The sequence below is a fragment of the Pantoea rwandensis genome (assembly GCF_000759475.1).
Taxonomy (GTDB): domain Bacteria; phylum Pseudomonadota; class Gammaproteobacteria; order Enterobacterales; family Enterobacteriaceae; genus Pantoea; species Pantoea rwandensis_B.
This window is the reverse complement of record NZ_CP009454.1, coordinates 2,001,013-2,019,152: the sequence shown is the minus strand read 5'-3', so window position 1 is coordinate 2,019,152 and position 18,140 is coordinate 2,001,013. Positions and strand designations below refer to the sequence as shown.

Here is an 18,140-nt window from a genome sequence, read left to right as displayed (position 1 = left end):
TTCACTTCACTCGTCAGCCTGACGGACCGGCGCAGACGGAACATCCCTGTTCCGGCTGCGCCTTTCGCCAGCATCCATGCTGGCTCTCCTGGCTTCCTCATTCCGTTCAGCGCTGCGAAGTGCCTGCCCCAGAACGGCCCCCAGCCTGCTTATTAGCTTGAGTGCGTGCTATTAATCCAGGGATTGCACTTGACGAGTAGGCGTTACACCTTCATCCAGCGACGCTCGACGGCGGACACCGCGACCGCTTCCAGTACTTTCTGTACCTGCAAGCCTTCGGCAAAATCAGGCCACATGCGATCGCCTGCCGCGATACCGTTGATCAAATCGCGGATCTCGACGGTTTTCTGATCGTTAAAACCAATACCATGACCGGCTGATACGCAGAAGTTGGCGTAATCAGGATGGGCCGGGCCGGTCAGAATGGTTTTGAAGCCCTGACGTCCAGCGGGTTCATCATGGATATACAGCTCAAGCTCGGCCATACGCTCCTGGGTGTAGCGCAGGGTGCCTTTGGTGCCGGTGACCACATAGGTCAGGCCCATTTTGCTGCCGCAGGCGATGCGTGAAGTTTCAAACACACCGTGCGCACCGTTTTTAAAGCGCAGCAGCGCGCTGGCCTGATCTTCGTTCTCAACTGGCAACAAACGTGAATGATCTTTCGGATCGGGACGCTGTTTAATCACCGTCATCATATCGCCGCTGACTTCTTCGATATCCCCGACCAGATAGTGCGCCATATTGACGATATGCGCCGCCAAATCGCACAGCGCACCTAAACCGGCCAGCGCTTTTTGGCAGTGCCAATCGAGCGGTGTTTCCGGACGTGCCAGATAATCTTCATTATGCGTACCGTAGAAATGAATCACTTCTCCAATCTCACCGCGCGCAATGATTTCACGCGCCAGCTGGCTGGTCGGGTTTTTCATGTAGTTGAAGCCCACCAGCGTTTTGACGCCTGCCTGCTGCGCGGCCTGCACCATCTCTTCTGCATCGGCCACGGACAGGGAGAGCGGTTTTTCCGAGTAAACGTGTTTGCCGTTACGAATCGCTTCCAGCGCCATCTCTTTGTGCAGGAAGTTCGGCGCGCAGATATCGACCACATCAATGTTGGGATCGCGCACCAGCTCATGCCAGTCGCCGGTTGAACGGGCAAAGCCAAAGGTTGCCGCCTGTTTCGCGGCCAGTTCCGGGTTCACCTCTGCCAGCATTTCCCGCACGATTTCACCTTTCAGTGCGAAAACAGTGGGGGCCTGCGCGTAAGCAATGGCGTGACAACGACCAATGTAACCACTGCCGATCATACCGATTCTGACTTTGTTCATGCTGCACCTGGAGTTGTGGGTGGGAATTGATCTGGAATATATGTTTCGCTTTTGGCTCCGACAACGACGAAATGAAATATCTGTGATCATACATGCGAGGTATTCGACAGAATCGACAAATCAGAATGTAATTTTGCATAGCATTAGTGACTTACATCACAAACAGGCCCGATATCGAGGGTAATTCGCCGCGTGAAAGGGAAGAGAAACGCAAAATTGACGCTTTATTCAGCAGTCAGTAAAAAATGTGGAAAAGGCCTTTGACAACCCAGAGCCTGCTCGTTACTATGCGCCCCGTTCCAAACGATTCCTCTGTAGTTCAGTCGGTAGAACGGCGGACTGTTAATCCGTATGTCACTGGTTCGAGTCCAGTCAGAGGAGCCAAATTCTTGAAAAGAGCAGCCTATCAGGCTGCTTTTTTTATGCCTGAAATTTGGCATGAACATCTCGAAGCCAACTCACCTCCTCAATCCTGCCTGAAGACCTTAAACTCAATCTGAACATCGACATCCAGTTTGAATACCTTAGGCCTGCCTAAGCATCTCAACCCAAGCTGAACATCCCACATCTCACATCTCTGCATATTCTGATTCTTGCAGCCCCACCTCAAATTCCCCCGCCCCATCTCCCAAACCGACACAGTTCGTCGTTCACCCTCCCTGCACTCTGTGACTCTCTTCACAACTCTTTAACGCCGACTTGTATGGTAGTATTAGCAAGCGTATTTTTCATTCATTGCATCCACGTTGATGCCAAATCCAGCGATTGAGCGTGTATCTGGCAAGGAGTAAATGATGAAAAGTGTCGTAATTGAACAACCGGGTGAACTGGTGCTGGCAGAACGCGCATTGCCAGAACCTGCCGCAGGCGAAGTGCGTGTCAAAGTACAGTTTGCCAGTATCTGCGGTTCAGATGTGCACATCTGGCACGGCCATAATCCCTTCGCCAAATACCCGCGCGTGATTGGTCACGAGTTCTTCGGCTTGATCGATGCCGTCGGTGAAGGCGTGGATGCCGCGCGTATCGGTGAGCGTGTCGCGGTGGATCCGGTGGTGAGCTGCGGGCACTGCTACCCTTGCTCCATCGGCCGCCCGAACGTCTGCAAAGAATTGCAGGTGATCGGTGTGCACCGTGACGGCGGTTTCAGCGAGTTCGCGGTGGCACCGGCGAAGAACGCATTCGCTCTGCCGGCTTCCATTCCCGACAAACTGGCCAGCCTGGTGGAGCCCTTCACCATCGCGGCGAACATCACCGCCTTCCTTAAGCCGCAGGTCAATGACGTGGCGCTGATTTACGGCGCAGGCCCGATGGGCTTAACCGCGATTCAGGTGCTCAAAGGCGTCTACGGCGTAGAAAAAGTGCTGGTGGTGGATCGCCTGCCGGAACGTCTGGCGCTGGCGCAAGCAAATGGCGCCGATCAGGTGTTCAACAACAGCGACATTCCGCTGGCCGCACAGCTTGAAGGCGTGCAACCCACGCTGATCATTGATGCCGCCTGCCATCCCACCATCCTGGCCGAAGCCGCTGCCCTCGCCTCTCCGGCGGCGCGTATTGGCCTGCTGGGCTTCTCTGGTGAACCTTGCAGCATTACGCAGCAGGCATTAACCAGCAAAGAGCTGTCGCTGTTCACTTCGCGTCTTAACAGCCATCGCTTCCCGCAGGTGATTGAGTGGATGGAGAAAGGTCAGATTCAGCCAGAAAAACTCGTCACGCACTATTTCCCGCTGGCGGAGATTGAACGTGCGATGACGCTGTTCGAAAAAGATCCGCGCACTTGCTGCAAAGTGATTCTGCACATGGGTTAAGTTAATCTTCACACCAGGTGTCCTTAATCCGGTGCGTACCTGCCGGCCAATATAATAATCCTCTCAATGCTTCAGGCTGTATCAAGGCGGCCAGTGGTTAAGCCCCCAGACGCTTACAACGAAAAGTGAATGGGGTGCAATCACGCAGCCAACTTAAAGACAGATTGGAGCATGACGGGGAAACGGAGTTTCTATGTTAAAGAATCTACGCTGGACCCTCGTACTGCTGTTGTTCCTGGTTTATATGATCAACTACCTCGATCGTATTGCCCTTTCTCTGACTGTACCGCTGGTAGAAAAAGATCTGATGATCAACGCCGAACAGTTCGGCATGATTTTCGGTAGTTTCTTCTTTGGCTACGCGCTGTTTAACTTTATCGGTGGCCTGGCGACCGATAAATTCGGCCCTACCATCGTGCTCGGCACCGCTGTCGGTATGTGGTCGCTATTCTGCGGAATGACCGCACTGGCGACTGGCTTCTGGTCGATGATGATTCTGCGTGTGCTGTTCGGCATGGCGGAAGGCCCGATCTGCGCCTCGGCCAACAAAGCGATTAACGGCTGGTTCCCGAAAAAACAGGCGGCTACCGCGATGGGCTTGCTGAGTGCCGGTTCACCGTTGGGTGGCGCGGTAGCCGGTCCGATTGTCGGTTATCTGGCCTTGTCATTCGGCTGGCGTCCGGCGTTCGTGGTGATCTGCCTGATTGGTCTGGTGTGGATGTGCCTGTGGTTCTACTTCGCCGCAGATAATCCCGCGCGCAGCAAAAAAGTCTCTGCAGAAGAGCGCGCACTGGTCGAAAAACTGAAAGCGGAAGAACCGGCTGATGTTATCGATCCGACCGGCAAAGCGCACGGCATGGGCTACTACCTGCGTCAGCCGATTATCCTGGTGACCGCTTTTGCCTTCTTCTGCTACAACTACATTCTGTTCTTCTTCCTGAGCTGGTTCCCGGCCTATCTGGTGCAGGCGCACGGTCTGGACATCAAATCCATGAGTATCACCACTATGATCCCGTGGATTGTCGGCTTCGTCGGCCTGGCATTGGGCGGCTGGATCTCGGATAAGATTTTCAACATCACGGGCAAGCTGCTGCTGTCGCGCAAAATCGTGCTGGTGGTCTCGCTGCTGGCTGCCGCGATCTGCGTGGCACTGGCGGGAACGATTAAAGAGGTCAATTCGGCGGTGATCATGATGTCGATCTCCATCTTCTTCCTCTACATCACCGGTGCGATTTACTGGGCGATTATTCAGGATGTGGTGCACAAAAGCCGTGTCGGCAGCATCAGTGGCTTTATCCATCTGATTGGCAGCCTGTCCGGGATTGTTGGACCGATTGTCACGGGCTTTATCGTGCAGCACACCGGCAAATTCGATAGCGCCTTTATTCTGGCGGGCTGTGTCGCCGGGATTGGTGCGATGTTAGTGCTGTTTGTGATTCGTAGCCCAAAGACCATAGATAAACCGGTGTCCGCATAACAGATTGACCATAATGGGGCGCTCAGCGCCCCGTTTGCTAAAAGGAAAACGCATGTTAGAGCTTGATCGCCTTCCCGCCGACGTCCAACGTCCCGCTTATGACCGCAGCCATTTGAAAACCCGCATGGTACACATCGGCTTTGGTGCATTTCATCGTGCGCATCAGGCGCTCGCCACCGATAAACTGGCGGCGGAAGGCAGTGACTGGGGCTACTGCGAAGTGAATCTCAACAGCGGCGCATTGATTCAGGCGCTGCGCCAGCAGGATTTGCTCTACACCCTTACCGAGATGGCCGATAGCAGCCTGCACACCCGCGTGATTGGCGTGGTGACGCAAGCGCTGCATGGCAAAGGCGACGGCATTGATGCGGTGATTGAGGCGATGAGCCAGCCAGATGTGGCGATTGTCTCGATGACGGTGACCGAGAAAGGCTATTGCTATATGCCCTCCAGCGGCAAGCTCAACCCGGATCATCCTGATATCGTGCATGACCTGGAAAACCCCACGCTGCCCCGTTCACTGCCGGGCCTGATTCTGGCGGCGATTATCCGTCGTCGCGAGCGTGGATTACCGCCGTTCAGCGTGATGTCCTGCGACAACATGCCTGAGAACGGTCACGTCACGCGCAACGTCATCACCCAACTGGCAGAACGCCACAGCCACGAACTGGCAGAGTATATTCAAACGCACATCACCTTCCCTTCCACCATGGTGGATCGCATCGTCCCCGCGATGACGGATGCAGCATTTGATGCGCTGGAAGCACGCTTAGGCAGCAGCGATCCGGTCGCGGTGGAAGCCGAGCCTTTCTTCCAGTGGGTCATCGAAGACAACTTCGTCAATGGCCGCCCGGCATGGGAAAACGCCGGTGCTGAACTGGTAAGTGATGTGTTGCCGTTCGAAGAGATGAAGCTGCGCATGCTCAACGGCAGCCACTCCTTCCTCGCCTATCTTGGCTTCCTCGCCGGGTATGAACACATCAGCGATTGCATGGCCGACAACCACTTCCGCACGGCGGCGCGCGCGCTGATGTTGCAGGATCAGGCCCCGACACTGCGCACTCAGGGCGTGGATCTCACCGCTTATGCCGACTCGCTGATTGCACGCTACGAAAACCGCGCCATCAAGCATCGCACTTACCAGATCGCTACCGATGGCACACAGAAGCTGCCGCAGCGTTTGCTGGACAGCGTGCGCTGGCATCTGCGTAACGGCACCTCTTGTGACTATCTGCTGCTCGGTGTGGCGGGCTGGATGCGTTACGTGAGCGGTGTCGATGAGCAAGGGCAGGCGATTGAGATTCGCGACCCAATGAAAGAACAATTGGCGAGTATCGTTGCGCACAGCGATGACGGTGCACAGCGCGTCGAAGCTTTACTGCGGATACAAGCGGTGTTTGGCGATGATTTGCGTTATCAGACCGCCTTTGTCTCGCGCGTCATCGAGTTGTATAACCAGCTTAATACGCAAGGGGCACGCGCCACGGTGCAAGCCCTTGTGACGCAGGCTTAAGCGCTTTCACAAATGTGTAGCGCAGATGCAGCGTGCTGATTAGACTGAACCTTTCTCATCGGGCTGGCGTAGGCCAGCCGTAATACGGATATTGCTGCATGTCGATTGCCTATACCATAACCACCAGCGAACCCGTAAATCAGCAGATCTATCGTTATCTGCGCAAAGATATCGTGACCTGCGCCATTCATCCGGGCTCGTTGCTGTCGGAAAAGGAAGTGTCCGCGCGCTTTAATGTGTCGCGCCAGCCGGTACGCGAAGCCTTTATCAAACTGGCGGAAGCGGGCCTGGTGCAGGTGCTGCCGCAGCGTGGCACATTCGTGCGCAAGATTTCCGCCCAGCGCGTGGCTGACGGCCGTTTTATCCGTGAAGCGGTGGAGATCGCCGTGGTGCGTCGTGCTGCGCAGGAGATCACCCCTGAGGGATTGATGGCGCTGGAGCATAACTTACAGCTGCAACGCTTAGCTGCTGAACGCCACGACAGCCAGGCGTTTTTAACGCTGGACGATGAGTTTCATCGCCTGATTGCCGAAGGGATTAACTGCCTGCTGGCGTGGGAAACGGTGGAGAACATCAAAGCCACCATGGATCGCGTGCGCTTCCTGACCCTGAGCGAAGTGTCGCCACCGGAAAGCTTGATTCAGCAGCATGAAAACATCTACCAGGCGTTAAAAGCGCAAGATGTTGAAGCGGCAGAAGCGGCGATGCGCCGTCATCTGCAGGAGATGATTTTGACCATTACGCCGATTGCTGAGCGTAATAGCGAGTGGTTTGAATCGCCTTAGTTCCTCAGCAATTTGATGCCCTCACCCCGCCCCTTACACACAACTAAGGGGGATACAGCAGAGCGTGAGTAAAGTGCGGTTTGCGGGTGAGTGAAAAGCGAAGTGCTGGCCAGTAAAGCGAGCTTTGCAGATAAGATTTCGCCCCAATGCTGTCATTGATTCTTCAATGGATACTTCGCTGGATCGGTTCCCCTCCCGCTTGCGGGAAGGGATTTGGGCAATCAATTACGCAATCGTGACATCTTTCGCCAGATAGACATCCTGAACCGCATTAATCAGTTGAACGCCCTCTTTCAGCGACTTCTTGAACGCCTTACGGCCAAGAATCAGCCCCATCCCGCCCGCACGCTTATTGATCACCGCAGTACGCACTGATTCGGCAATGTCGGTGTCTCCGGCTGATGCGCCACCCGAGTTGATCAACCCTGCACGGCCCATATAGCAGTTCGCCAGTTGGTAGCGCACCAGATCGATCGGGTTCTCCGTGGTCAGCTTGCTGTAGACGCGCTCATCGGTGTGACCGAATTTCACCGCCTTGTAGCCGCCATTGTTCTCGGCCATCTTCTGCTTCACGATGTCTGCGCCAATGGTCGCCGCCAGATGGTTGGCCTGGCCGGTTAAGTCGGCGCTGGCATGATAATCCACGCCGTCTTTCTTGAAGCCATCATTACGCAGATAGGCCCACAGCACCGTCACCATACCCAGTTCATGTGCACGCTCAAAGGCGGCCGAGATCTCTTTAATCTGACGGCGTGACTGCTCAGAACCAAAATAGATGGTCGCGCCCACCGCAATCGCACCCAGATTGAATGCCTGCTCAACGCTGGCATACAGGGTTTGATCGTATTGGGTGGGATAGCTCAGGGTTTCGTTGTGGTTGAGTTTCACCATAAACGGAATGCGGTGCGCATAGCGGCGTGATACCGAGGCCAGCACGCCATAAGTTGAAGCCACGCAGTTACAGCCCGCTTCAATCGCCAGCTCAACGATGTTCTTCGGATCAAAATAAGCCGGGTTAGCGGCGAAGGAAGCGCCCGCTGAGTGTTCAACACCCTGATCGACCGGCAAAATCGACAGATAGCCGGTGCCCGCCAGACGACCGGTGTTGTACAGGGTTTGCATATTACGTAATACGGCAGGAGAACGATTGTTGTCGATCATCACGCGATCGACGAAATCCGCGCCCGGTAAATAAAGGCTGTCCGCTGGAATGGTCATGCAGCGATGTTGAAGAAGAGAATCCGCTTCTTTGCCCAATAACTGTACGATGTCCGTCATGATGGCTCCTGAATAAATGGCTGGAATGGAACCGGCAATGGCCGATTTGCCCCCAACAGCCTGGACCGAAATGCGCCAGGCTGGCAAATTGCTGACACCATTTTTCAGACGGATACGCAGTAAAAAAATTCTGCCACCTTGCGATGGGCGGCCTGCAGATTGCATCCTGCAACGCAGAGGCACGCCTTAATGCTTGCCTACCACCACTGATGGAAATGGTGCACTGGCCCAATGCCTTTACCCACTTCCAGCGAGTCCGCATGCAGCAAGGCCTGCTGCAACCAGGCTTTGGCTTCGGTGACCGTGTCCGCCCAGTTATCATGACGTGGACGCAGTGCCGCTAAAGCCGCGGACAGCGAACAGCCGGTGCCGTGGGTATGGCGCGTATTGACGCGTGGTGCGGTAAAGCGCTGACGGCCCGCGCGAGTGATTAGCCAATCCGGGCTTTCGGCATCACTGAGATGTCCGCCCTTCATCAATACGGCTTCACAACCGAGATCCAACAGCGCATCGCCCTGCATCAGCATGGTTTTTTCATCCTGCGCCATATCCCGCCCCAGCAGCGCAGCGGCTTCGGGCAGATTGGGCGTGATCAGCGACACCTGTGGCAGCAGCAGTTCTCGCACGCTGGCAACCGCATCGGGCGACAGCAGCGGATCGCCACTCTTGGCGATCATCACCGTATCCAGCACCACAAACGGCAGGCTGGCGCGTTTCAGCCTTTCGGCAACCACTTCGACAATCGCGGTTTCAGACAGCATGCCGATTTTGGCGGCATCGATGCGCACATCGTCCAGCACGGAATCCAGCTGCGCACCGACGAAATCAGGTTCGATGCGATACACCGACTGCACGCCACAGGTGTTCTGCGCCACCAGCGCGGTGATCACGCTGGTGCCATAAGCACCCAGTGCGGAGAAGGCTTTCAGATCGGCCTGAATGCCCGCGCCGCCGCTAGGGTCAGTACCAGCAATGGTTAAAGCATTAATGCGTTTCATACGGTGACCTCCAGCGTCCAGAGGTTATCCAGGAAAGCCGCGACAAAGCTGCCTGGCCCCTGAACGGCACGTGCCGCCTGTTCACCCGCCAGAGACATCACACGGCACGCCGCCGCCACATGCTGTAAACGGTCGCCCGGCAAGCTGCTGAAGGCTGCGACCACGGCTGAATGCGCGCAACCGGTGCCTACCACGCGCGTCATTAGCGGGCTGCCGCCAGGAATCGCCAGCGTGCGTGTACCATCGGTGACGTAATCGACTTCGCCAGTGACCGCCACCAGCGTGTGGTAATCCTGCGCCAGCTGTTGTGCCGCGCTCAGTGCCGCATCGGTCTGATGCACGCTGTCCACGCCGCGTCCGCCGGCAGCCTGGTTATCCAGCGCGAGGATTTCCGACGCGTTGCCACGAATCGCGGCGGGATGCAGGCTTAGCAACTGTTGGCAGAATTCGGTACGTAACGAGAGTGCGCCGACGGCCACCGGATCGAGCGTCCAGGGCGTGCCGACTTTGGCTGCGGATTGCACCGCCGCCAGCATCGCATCGCGCCGGTCGCGGGTTAAGGTGCCCACGTTGATCAGCAGCGCATCGGCAAAGCTCACAAACTGCGCGGCTTCTTCCGCATCGATCACCATCGCAGGCGAGGCTTGTAGAGCCAGCAGCACATTGGCAGTGAAGGTTTGCACCACGTCATTGGTCATGCAGTGCACCAGCGGTGCCTGCTGACGCAGCAGCTGTAGGGATTGCGCGAGTTGCGCGGGGGTAAGAAGGTCAGGCTGTGTCATAAAACTCCCAACCGGCGATCAAGAAGGCGAATGCGGTCAGGCATCTGACTTCCCTACGCTGGCATTATCCAGATCAGGTCAGCGGGTGTATCTCAGCCCTGTTTAACAGGGGCACCCCGAGTCATGGCATGGTGAACATGCCGCACACAGGATAAGGGCAGTTCGGGGGGTTGTAAATCGTGGTGCTTTGAAAGACGCGGAAAACGGCACTAAATCAAAATAGTTAAAATCATTCGACAGGCTGAATTTTAAAAAAAGCTATATCGGTCAATTATCATCATTAAATAATTCTCATCTGAATTTGCCAGATTTATTCTAATCACTGAAAAATCGACTAATAAACACCCGCCTTCGCATTCATTGATGCACATCAACGCCCCGCCCGCTGTGGCAAGGCCTAATCCCCCTCCGGACTTGAAGAGAGTCACTGCCTATCCAATTCCGGAATCGATAATGATCTCAAAATTATTCAGCTTTATTCCGCACGCCCATAAATGGCACGACATTCGTATTTCGCGTAAAGGCGCAATTTGCCCTTCCGGCCGCCACTATTTTTCTACCCATGTTGAAGCGCAATGCAAAGGTTGCGGCGAGCGTTTGCATAAAATTTATTATCGCGACATCAGCGATGCGGAAGCACGCCGTTGGTTAGGATGAATAACAGGCAAAAAAAAGCCCCGTAACATCTGTTACGGGGCTGCTGCGTGGCTATCGCAATAAAACTTATTCAGCCGGTTGGGTGCGGATCAGGTAATCAAACGCGCTGAGTGAGGCTTTCGCGCCTTCACCGCTGGCGATAATGATCTGCTTGTACGGCACCGTGGTGCAGTCACCGGCCGCGAACACGCCTTTCAGGCTGGTTTCGCATTTGGCGTCGATGATGATCTCGCCCATTTTGTTACGTTCCACCGCGCCTTCGAGGAAGGTGGTGTTGGGCAGCAGACCAATCTGCACGAAGATGCCGCTCAGCGCGATTTCATGGCTGGTCTGGTTGGTACGATCGATGTAACTCAAGCCAGTCACTTTGCTGCCGTCGCCTTTCACTTCGGTGGTCTGGGCATTCAGAATCACATCGACGTTTTTCAGGCTGCGCAGTTTGTCCTGCAGCACTTTGTCGGCACGCATTTCGCTGGCAAATTCCAGCAGCGTCACGTGCTCAACCAGGCCAGCCAGATCGATAGCCGCTTCAACACCAGAGTTACCGCCGCCGATCACCGCCGTGCGTTTACCTTTGAACAGCGGGCCGTCGCAGTGTGGGCAGTAGGTCACGCCTTTGGTGCGATACTGCTCTTCACCCGGCACACCCATGTTGCGCCAGCGTGCACCGGTGGCAATGATGATGCTGCGTGATTTCAGCACTGCGCCAGACGCGGTTTCAATCGCGTGCAGACCGCCCTCTTTGGCAGCGGGAATCAGCTTGATGGCGCTCTGGGTGTCGATGACGTCAACATCGTAATCATCAACGTGGGCGCGCAGTGAACCCGCCAGCTTAGCGCCTTCGGTTTTCTGGACTGAGATGTAGTTTTCGATGTCTACGGTGTCGAGTACCTGGCCACCAAAACGCTCGCCCATCAGGCCCGTGCGGATACCTTTACGCGCCGAGTAAATCGCTGCCGCTGCGCCCGCTGGGCCGCTGCCGACGATCAGCACTTCATAGGCTTCACGCTTGTTCAGCTCTTCTGCCGCACGCTTCTCTGCGTTGGTGTCCACTTTGCCGACGATTTCCGCCAGGCTCAAACGACCCTGACCGAACTCTTTGCCGTTGAGGAATACCGCAGGAACGCCCATCACATTGCGCTCAGTGATTTCGTTCTGGAACATGCCGCCATCAATCGCGGTGTGGCTGATGCGTGGGTTTAGCACTGCCATCAGGTTCAGCGCCTGTACCACGTCAGGGCAGTTATGGCATGACAGCGAGTAATAGGTTTCGAAATGCAGGTCGGTGTCCAGAGCCACTACTTGCTCCAGCAGGCTCTGCGACTCTTTCGAAGGGTGTCCACCGGTCTGCAATAGTGCCAGCACCAGTGAAGTAAATTCGTGTCCCATTGGCGAACCGGCAAAGCGGGGACCGCTCTGGCTCCCTGGGTTAGTGATCAGGAAAGAGGGTTTACGAACCGGACGATCATTCTCTTCACGGAAGCTGACTTTTTCTGACAAGCTCGCGATATCGGTCAGCAGAGAACGGATCTCCGCAGATTTAGCGCCATCATCCAGTGTGGCAATCAACTCAACCGGTTTCGTTAATTTCTCAAGGTAAGCCTTGAGCTGTGTTTTTAAATTGGTATCGAGCATAGTGAGTTCCTGTCAAGAAAATCGGGTGCCGTAGCACCCGATTGAGAAAGATCGAATGGCTGGGTGTTGCTTAGATTTTGCCAACCAGGTCCAGAGATGGAGCCAGTGTTGCTTCGCCTTCTTTCCATTTAGCCGGGCAAACTTCGCCTGGGTGAGAAGCAACATACTGAGCCGCTTTGATTTTGCGAATCAGGTCAGATGCGTCACGGCCAATGCCTTCAGCGGTGATTTCGATAGCCTGGATGATGCCCTGTGGGTCAACAATGAAGGTACCGCGATCTGCCAGACCTTCGTCTTCGCGCATGATTTCGAAGTTACGGGTCAGTGCGCCAGTTGGGTCGCCGATCATCGCGTATTTGATTTTTGCGATGGTTTCGGAAGAACCGTGCCAGGCTTTGTGGGTAAAGTGCGTGTCAGTAGAAACAGAGTAGATGTCTACGCCCAGTTTCTGCAGCTCTTCATGATGGTCTGCCACGTCACCCAGTTCAGTCGGGCATACGAAGGTGAAGTCAGCCGGGTAGAAGAAGAAAACACTCCATTTACCTTCAACGTCTTTCTCGGTTACGTCGATGAATTCGCCGTTTTTGAACGCTGCGTTTTTGAATGGTTTGATTTTGGTATTAATGATGGACATGGTGACCTCCGTTAAAAGATGTGATGCAAGTTACAGTTTTTCCGGGCCAACTTCTAATATGCAGTCGTTATCAATCAGATAATCAAAAGCTATCAAAGTGCTGATGCCAGATTCCATGCGGCTTGCCGCGGCATTCTACACAGAAAGCCTGATGATTTGACAGGCTTTATCTTTTAGGTCGGCTATTGTTACCTAAGTTGCCCTGTATGGCGACAGATGCGCATCAATGCGCACCCTGCGAAGATCCTGCTTTGCTGTAGGGTCAACCTTCCCTGGGACTGTTGCGATATAAAACCCTGCTTTGATGCCGGGTCAGCATTTATGGCGACCGACACGCAATTTGCCATTCTTCAACTGGAGCCCCTGCTTGGACATTCGATTATTTGAGGAAGCCGATCGCCCTTTTCTGCGCACGCTGTTTCTGGCTGCACGACGTCATAGCTGGACATGGCTGGATGGCGATGATTGGGCGCTGGAAGATCTGGATGGGGTGATATTGGGTGAAACGGTGTTAGTGGCGTTCGTCGAGGGACACCGCGCCGGATTTGCCGGCATCCTTCCTAACGACAATTTCCTGCACAGCCTGTATGTCGATCCTGACTTTCAGGGTCGCGGCATTGGCAGCGCTCTGCTGGAGGCGGTGCAGCGCCGCTTCACCTCAACCGGTGCATTGAAATGCCTGATGCTAAATGAGCCCGCGCAGGCGTTTTACCTCAAACACGGCTGGCAGCGTGAAGCCACCGGTGAGAGCGAACAGGGAAAATATGTGTTGATGCATTTTCCGCTGACGACACGCGCCAGCGGAAAAACGCTACGTTAAACCGCGCGGAAAGCAATATCGGCCGGAATTACATCGCCCTGCCAGTAGAGCTGGGCGGCCACACGACCGGCTAGCTGACGATAAAGCGCAGTGAATTCGCTGTCCGGACGGCGGATCACCGTCGGCTCACCATCATCCAGATCCTCACGCAGATTGATGTGCAGCGGCAATTGCGCCAGCAGCTGCGTGTGGTAATCAGCCGCCAGCTTCTGCGCGCCGCCCGTGCCAAATATCGGCTCGTGATGGCCACATTCGCTGCAAATGTGAATACTCATGTTCTCCACAATGCCCAACACCGGCACGCTGACCTTCTCAAACATCACAATGCCTTTGCGGGCATCAATCAGGGCGATGTCCTGTGGTGTCGTCACCACTAACGCACCGGTTACCGGTACGTTTTGCGCCAGCGTTAACTGGATATCACCGGTGCCTGGCGGCATATCGAGAATCAGGTAATCGAGATCCGGCCACATCGTCTCGTTCAACAGTTGCATCAGCGCTTTGCTGGCCATCGGACCGCGCCACACCATCGCATTCTCATCGGTGACCAGATAGCCAATCGAGTTGGTCGCCAATCCGTGCGCCATAATCGGTGCCATGTGCGTGCCATCCGGTGAGGTCGGACGCTGGCTTTCGGTGCCGAGCATATTGGGAATCGACGGGCCGTAAATATCGGCATCGAGAATACCGACCTTCGCGCCTTCGGCAATCAGCGCCAGCGCCATGTTCACCGCTGTACTGGATTTGCCCACGCCGCCTTTACCGGAGCTCACCGCAATGATGTTCTTCACGCCTGTCGCGCCGGGATGATTTTTCACCCGCTTGAGCGTGGCGATGTCATGCCGCAAACGCCAGTCAATGGCGCTGGCATGGGTTAAACGCAGCAGCTCAGCGCTGGTTTGCGCCTTAAGCTCCTCAAAGGCCGAGGCCCACGCAAACGGCATCACCAGTTCGATGTGCAGTTTGCCGTCGAGTAACGCCACATGGCGCAGTGCTTTGAGGGTAGTCAGATTGTGATGCAGCGTCGGATGTTCAAAGTCACTCAGCACGCCGATAACCACAGCGCGCAATGCTTCGGGTGAATGATGTTCCCGGGATTGTGAAGTCATCCCAACTCCTTGTGTTTTCATAACGCCAGATAACGGCGGTGTGCTTTCAATAATATCAGATGCCGTCCAGTTGTGTTTACGCCAGAGGGTGCTTCGGGTAACATCTAAGCCCGATTTTTATTCACGGAACGCTACGCAAACTATGACTCAAGTCGCTAAAAAAATTCTGGTAACGTGCGCACTGCCGTACGCAAACGGTTCTATCCATCTCGGTCACATGCTTGAACATATTCAGGCTGACATTTGGGTCCGTTACCAGCGAATGCGTGGCAACCAGGTTTACTTCATCTGCGCAGACGATGCCCACGGCACGCCGATCATGCTGAAAGCACAGCAGCTTGGTATCCCACCTGAGCAGATGATCGCTGAGATGAAGCAGGAGCACGAAACTGACTTCGCGGGCTTCGACATCAGCTACGACAACTATCACTCCACCCACGGCGACGAAAACCGTCAGCTGTCGGAGTTGATTTACACGCGCCTGAAAGAGAACGGTTTTATCAAGAACCGCACCATTTCACAGCTGTACGATCCGGAAAAAGGCATGTTCCTGCCGGACCGTTTTGTGAAAGGCACCTGCCCGAAATGTAAGTCACCGGATCAATACGGCGATAACTGCGAAGTGTGCAGCGCGACCTACAGCCCGACAGAACTGATCGATCCGAAATCCGTGGTCTCTGGCGCGACGCCTGTACTGCGTGATTCCGAGCACTTCTTCTTCGACCTGCCTTCATTCAGCGCGATGTTGCAGACCTGGACCCGTTCAGGTGCATTGCAGGAGCAGGTGGCGAACAAAATGCAGGAGTGGTTCGAATCGGGCTTGCAGCAGTGGGATATCTCCCGTGATGCGCCATATTTCGGTTTCGAAATTCCAGGTGCGCCGGGCAAATACTTCTACGTGTGGCTGGATGCGCCAATCGGTTACATGGGTTCCTTTAAGAACCTGTGCGACAAGCGCGGTAACATCGATTTCGACGAGTTCTGGAAAAAAGATTCTTCTACCGAGCTGTATCACTTCATCGGTAAAGACATCGTTTACTTCCACAGCCTGTTCTGGCCAGCGATGCTGGAAGGCAGCAACTTCCGCAAGCCGACCAATCTGTTCGTGCACGGTTATGTGACAGTGAACGGCGCGAAGATGTCCAAATCGCGCGGTACCTTCATCAAAGCCAGCACCTGGCTGCAGCATCTGGATGCCGACAGCCTACGTTACTACTACGCGGCGAAACTCTCTTCACGCATCGACGACATCGACCTGAATCTGGAAGATTTCGTACAGCGCGTGAATGCCGATATCGTTAACAAGGTGGTGAACCTCGCGTCTCGTAACGCCGGTTTCATCACTAAACGCTTTGGCGGCAAACTGGCGAGCGAACTGGCCGATCCGGCGCTGTATCAGACCTTTGTCGATGCTTCAGAGAAGATTGGTGAAGCCTGGGCGAGCCGCGAATACAACCGCGCCATCCGTGAAATCATGGCGCTGGCTGACCTTGCCAACCGCTATGTGGATGAGCAGGCACCTTGGGTGGTGGCGAAACAGGAAGGCCGTGATGCTGACCTGCAAGCGATCTGCTCAATGGGTATTAACCTGTTCCGCATTCTGATGACCTGGCTGAAGCCGGTGCTGCCTTCACTGAGCGCGCGTACCGAAGCTTTCCTCAACACGGAATTGAGCTGGGATGCGATTGCGCAGCCGTTGCTGGATCACGATGTCGCACCGTTCAAAGCCTTGTATGGTCGTATCGAAATGGCCAAGGTTGAAGGATTGATCGAAGCTTCGAAAGAGGACGCTGCTGCCGCCAACAAGCCTGCGGTAACCGGTCCTTTGGCTGACGCACCGATTGGTGAGGCCATCACCATCGATGATTTTGCTAAAGTTGATATGCGCGTGGCGCTGATCGAGAAAGCCGAACTGGTGGAAGGTTCTGACAAGTTGCTGCGTCTGGAACTGGATCTCGGCGGTGAGAAGCGTCAAATCTTCTCCGGCATTCGCGCGGCGTACCCCGATCCGTCTGTGCTGGTCGGTAAGATGACCATCATCGTCGCTAACCTGGCGCCGCGTAAGATGCGTTTCGGCGTGTCAGAAGGCATGGTGCTGTCTGCCGGTTCTGGCGGTTCCGACCTGTTTGTGTTGTCCGTTGATAGCGGCGCACAACCTGGAATGCAGGTTAAGTAATTGAACAAGCCGCCTTCAGGGCGGCTTTTTTATCGATACTCTGTTGTGGAGCCTGCCGTGCTAACTGCTTGCTGGCACTATTTGCGTGCCTTTGTGATTATCTATGCCGCGCTCTATGCCGGAAACGGTATTGCTGCCCTGCTGCCGTTTACCATTCCAGGCAGTATTATCGGCATGCTGCTGCTGTTTACCCTGCTGGCACTGCAAATCCTGCCGGTGGGCTGGGTGAAACCGGGCTGTCATTTGCTGATCCGCTATATGGCGCTGCTGTTTGTGCCGATCAGCGTCGGCGTGATGGGGTATACCGACATCCTGAGCGCACAGTTTGGACCGATTGTCGTCTCCTGCGTGGTAAGTACCTTTATGGTGCTGCTGATCGTTGGCCTGAGCGCCGAACGTTTGCAGCGCCCGAAGGAGCAGCCTCATGACTGACGCCTGGTGGTCACTGCCGCTCACCGTGGTGGCGTATCTGCTGGCGCGTAAGCTGGCAGCCAAAATCAATATCTCGATTATTAATCCGCTGTTGGTGGCGATGGCGATTGTCATTCCGATCCTGTTGCTCACGCATATCCCTTACACCCGCTATTTCGCCGGCAGCACCTTCCTTAATCAGCTGCTGCAACCTGCGGTGGTCGCGCTTGCATTGCCGCTGTATGAGCAGATGCATCAGATTCGCGCGCGCTGGAAAACCATCATCAGCGTCTGTTTTATCGGCAGCATTACGGCGATGGTGTCCGGCACGGCTATTGCGCTGTGGATGGGGGCTACGCCAGAAATTGCCGCGACGATTATGCCGAAATCCGTTACCACGCCAATTGCCATGGCGGTATCCGGTTCACTGCACGGTATTCCCGCCATCAGCGCCATCTGCGTATTGATTGCTGGCGTGCTCGGTGCGGTGTTCGGCCATATGCTGCTGAATCTGTTTAACGTGCACAGCAAATCGTCACGCGGCCTGGCGATTGGCAACGCATCGCACGCGTTGGGCACGGCGCGCGCAGCAGAGATCGATTATCAGGAAGGGGCGTTTAGCTCTTTGGCACTGGTGATCTGCGGCATTATTACTTCGCTGCTGGCACCGTTCCTTTTCCCGCTGTTGATGCACTGGTTGGGCTAAAACTTGCGAGAGATCTCGCAAAGTTGAAA

General features: G+C 55.1%; 16 protein-coding genes, 1 tRNA gene and 1 riboswitch. Of the genes, 10 read left to right on the top strand and 7 right to left on the bottom strand.

The genetic code is table 11. The features are described 5' to 3' along the window. Window positions 1-203 precede the first annotated feature (203 nt). Window positions 204-1,325 carry a Gfo/Idh/MocA family protein gene (locus tag LH22_RS09225; RefSeq protein WP_038645900.1) on the bottom strand — a complete coding sequence of 374 codons (1,122 nt, stop codon included), beginning with the start codon at window positions 1,323-1,325 and terminating at the stop codon, window positions 204-206. A 308-nt stretch (window positions 1,326-1,633) separates the two neighbouring features. Between LH22_RS09225 and LH22_RS09220 the strand changes: the two genes are divergently transcribed. The 5 genes from LH22_RS09220 to LH22_RS09200 all read left to right on the top strand — a co-directional run bounded on the left by LH22_RS09220 (window position 1,634) and on the right by LH22_RS09200 (window position 6,905). Then, a tRNA-Asn gene (locus LH22_RS09220) sits at window positions 1,634-1,709 on the top strand. A 410-nt stretch (window positions 1,710-2,119) separates the two neighbouring features. Then, window positions 2,120-3,130 (top strand): Zn-dependent oxidoreductase, encoded by a 1,011-nt coding sequence (locus LH22_RS09215; RefSeq protein ID WP_038645898.1) that lies wholly within the window; start codon window positions 2,120-2,122, stop codon window positions 3,128-3,130. A 193-nt stretch (window positions 3,131-3,323) separates the two neighbouring features. After that, a complete protein-coding gene (locus LH22_RS09210; protein ID WP_038645896.1) occupies window positions 3,324-4,607 on the top strand; it encodes an MFS transporter in 1,284 nt (427 codons plus the stop codon). Between the two features lie 52 nt (window positions 4,608-4,659). Continuing rightward, a complete protein-coding gene (locus LH22_RS09205) occupies window positions 4,660-6,120 on the top strand; it encodes a mannitol dehydrogenase family protein (protein ID WP_038645893.1) in 1,461 nt (486 codons plus the stop codon). Between the two features lie 98 nt (window positions 6,121-6,218). Beyond that, window positions 6,219-6,905 carry a GntR family transcriptional regulator gene (locus LH22_RS09200; RefSeq protein ID WP_038645890.1) on the top strand — a complete coding sequence of 229 codons (687 nt, stop codon included), beginning with the start codon at window positions 6,219-6,221 and terminating at the stop codon, window positions 6,903-6,905. Window positions 6,906-7,130: 225 nt separating this feature from the next. On the opposite strand, the gene fbaB is transcribed toward LH22_RS09200, so the two are convergent. The 3 genes from fbaB to thiM all read right to left on the bottom strand — a co-directional run bounded on the left by fbaB (window position 7,131) and on the right by thiM (window position 9,963). Next, window positions 7,131-8,183 carry a class I fructose-bisphosphate aldolase gene (fbaB, locus tag LH22_RS09195; protein ID WP_038649997.1) on the bottom strand — a complete coding sequence of 351 codons (1,053 nt, stop codon included), beginning with the start codon at window positions 8,181-8,183 and terminating at the stop codon, window positions 7,131-7,133. Window positions 8,184-8,380: 197 nt separating this feature from the next. Then, the gene (gene thiD / locus LH22_RS09190) at window positions 8,381-9,181 is read right to left on the bottom strand and encodes a bifunctional hydroxymethylpyrimidine kinase/phosphomethylpyrimidine kinase (RefSeq protein WP_038645887.1); all 801 of its coding nucleotides are present in this window, start codon (window positions 9,179-9,181) and stop codon (window positions 8,381-8,383) included. Further along, the gene (thiM, locus tag LH22_RS09185; protein ID WP_038645885.1) at window positions 9,178-9,963 is read right to left on the bottom strand and encodes a hydroxyethylthiazole kinase; all 786 of its coding nucleotides are present in this window, start codon (window positions 9,961-9,963) and stop codon (window positions 9,178-9,180) included. The genes thiD and thiM overlap by 4 nt, the downstream gene beginning before the upstream one ends. Before the next feature lie 33 nt (window positions 9,964-9,996). Further along, window positions 9,997-10,092: riboswitch (TPP riboswitch) on the bottom strand. A 324-nt stretch (window positions 10,093-10,416) separates the two neighbouring features. Here thiM and LH22_RS09180 point away from each other — a divergent pair. Beyond that, a complete protein-coding gene (locus tag LH22_RS09180) occupies window positions 10,417-10,620 on the top strand; it encodes a hypothetical protein (protein ID WP_038645883.1) in 204 nt (67 codons plus the stop codon). Between the two features lie 66 nt (window positions 10,621-10,686). On the opposite strand, the gene ahpF is transcribed toward LH22_RS09180, so the two are convergent. Continuing rightward, complete coding sequence (gene ahpF, locus LH22_RS09175) at window positions 10,687-12,255, bottom strand: alkyl hydroperoxide reductase subunit F (RefSeq protein ID WP_038645881.1); 1,569 nt, start codon at window positions 12,253-12,255, stop codon at window positions 10,687-10,689. Between the two features lie 70 nt (window positions 12,256-12,325). Next, on the bottom strand, window positions 12,326-12,889 hold the full coding sequence (ahpC, locus tag LH22_RS09170; RefSeq protein WP_034824884.1) for an alkyl hydroperoxide reductase subunit C: 564 nt from the start codon (window positions 12,887-12,889) through the stop codon (window positions 12,326-12,328). Between the two features lie 367 nt (window positions 12,890-13,256). Here ahpC and LH22_RS09165 point away from each other — a divergent pair, with 367 nt between their 5' ends. Beyond that, window positions 13,257-13,709 carry a GNAT family N-acetyltransferase gene (locus LH22_RS09165; protein ID WP_038645879.1) on the top strand — a complete coding sequence of 151 codons (453 nt, stop codon included), beginning with the start codon at window positions 13,257-13,259 and terminating at the stop codon, window positions 13,707-13,709. On the opposite strand, the gene apbC is transcribed toward LH22_RS09165, so the two are convergent. Then, a complete protein-coding gene (gene apbC / locus LH22_RS09160; protein ID WP_038645877.1) occupies window positions 13,706-14,818 on the bottom strand; it encodes an iron-sulfur cluster carrier protein ApbC in 1,113 nt (370 codons plus the stop codon). The two genes, LH22_RS09165 and apbC, sit on opposite strands and share 4 nt — an antisense overlap. An 88-nt stretch (window positions 14,819-14,906) precedes the next feature. On the opposite strand from apbC, the gene metG reads away from it, so the two are divergent. The 3 genes from metG to LH22_RS09145 are packed head-to-tail and all read left to right on the top strand — an operon-like array spanning window position 14,907 to window position 18,111. After that, complete coding sequence (metG, locus tag LH22_RS09155; protein WP_276203258.1) at window positions 14,907-16,994, top strand: methionine--tRNA ligase; 2,088 nt, start codon at window positions 14,907-14,909, stop codon at window positions 16,992-16,994. Between the two features lie 57 nt (window positions 16,995-17,051). Further along, window positions 17,052-17,426: a CidA/LrgA family protein gene (locus LH22_RS09150; protein WP_034824894.1), complete on the top strand. Its 375-nt coding sequence runs from the start codon at window positions 17,052-17,054 to the stop codon at window positions 17,424-17,426. Next, window positions 17,419-18,111 carry a CidB/LrgB family autolysis modulator gene (locus LH22_RS09145; RefSeq protein WP_038645873.1) on the top strand — a complete coding sequence of 231 codons (693 nt, stop codon included), beginning with the start codon at window positions 17,419-17,421 and terminating at the stop codon, window positions 18,109-18,111. The genes LH22_RS09150 and LH22_RS09145 overlap by 8 nt, the downstream gene beginning before the upstream one ends. The last annotated feature ends 29 nt before the right edge of the window (window positions 18,112-18,140 follow it).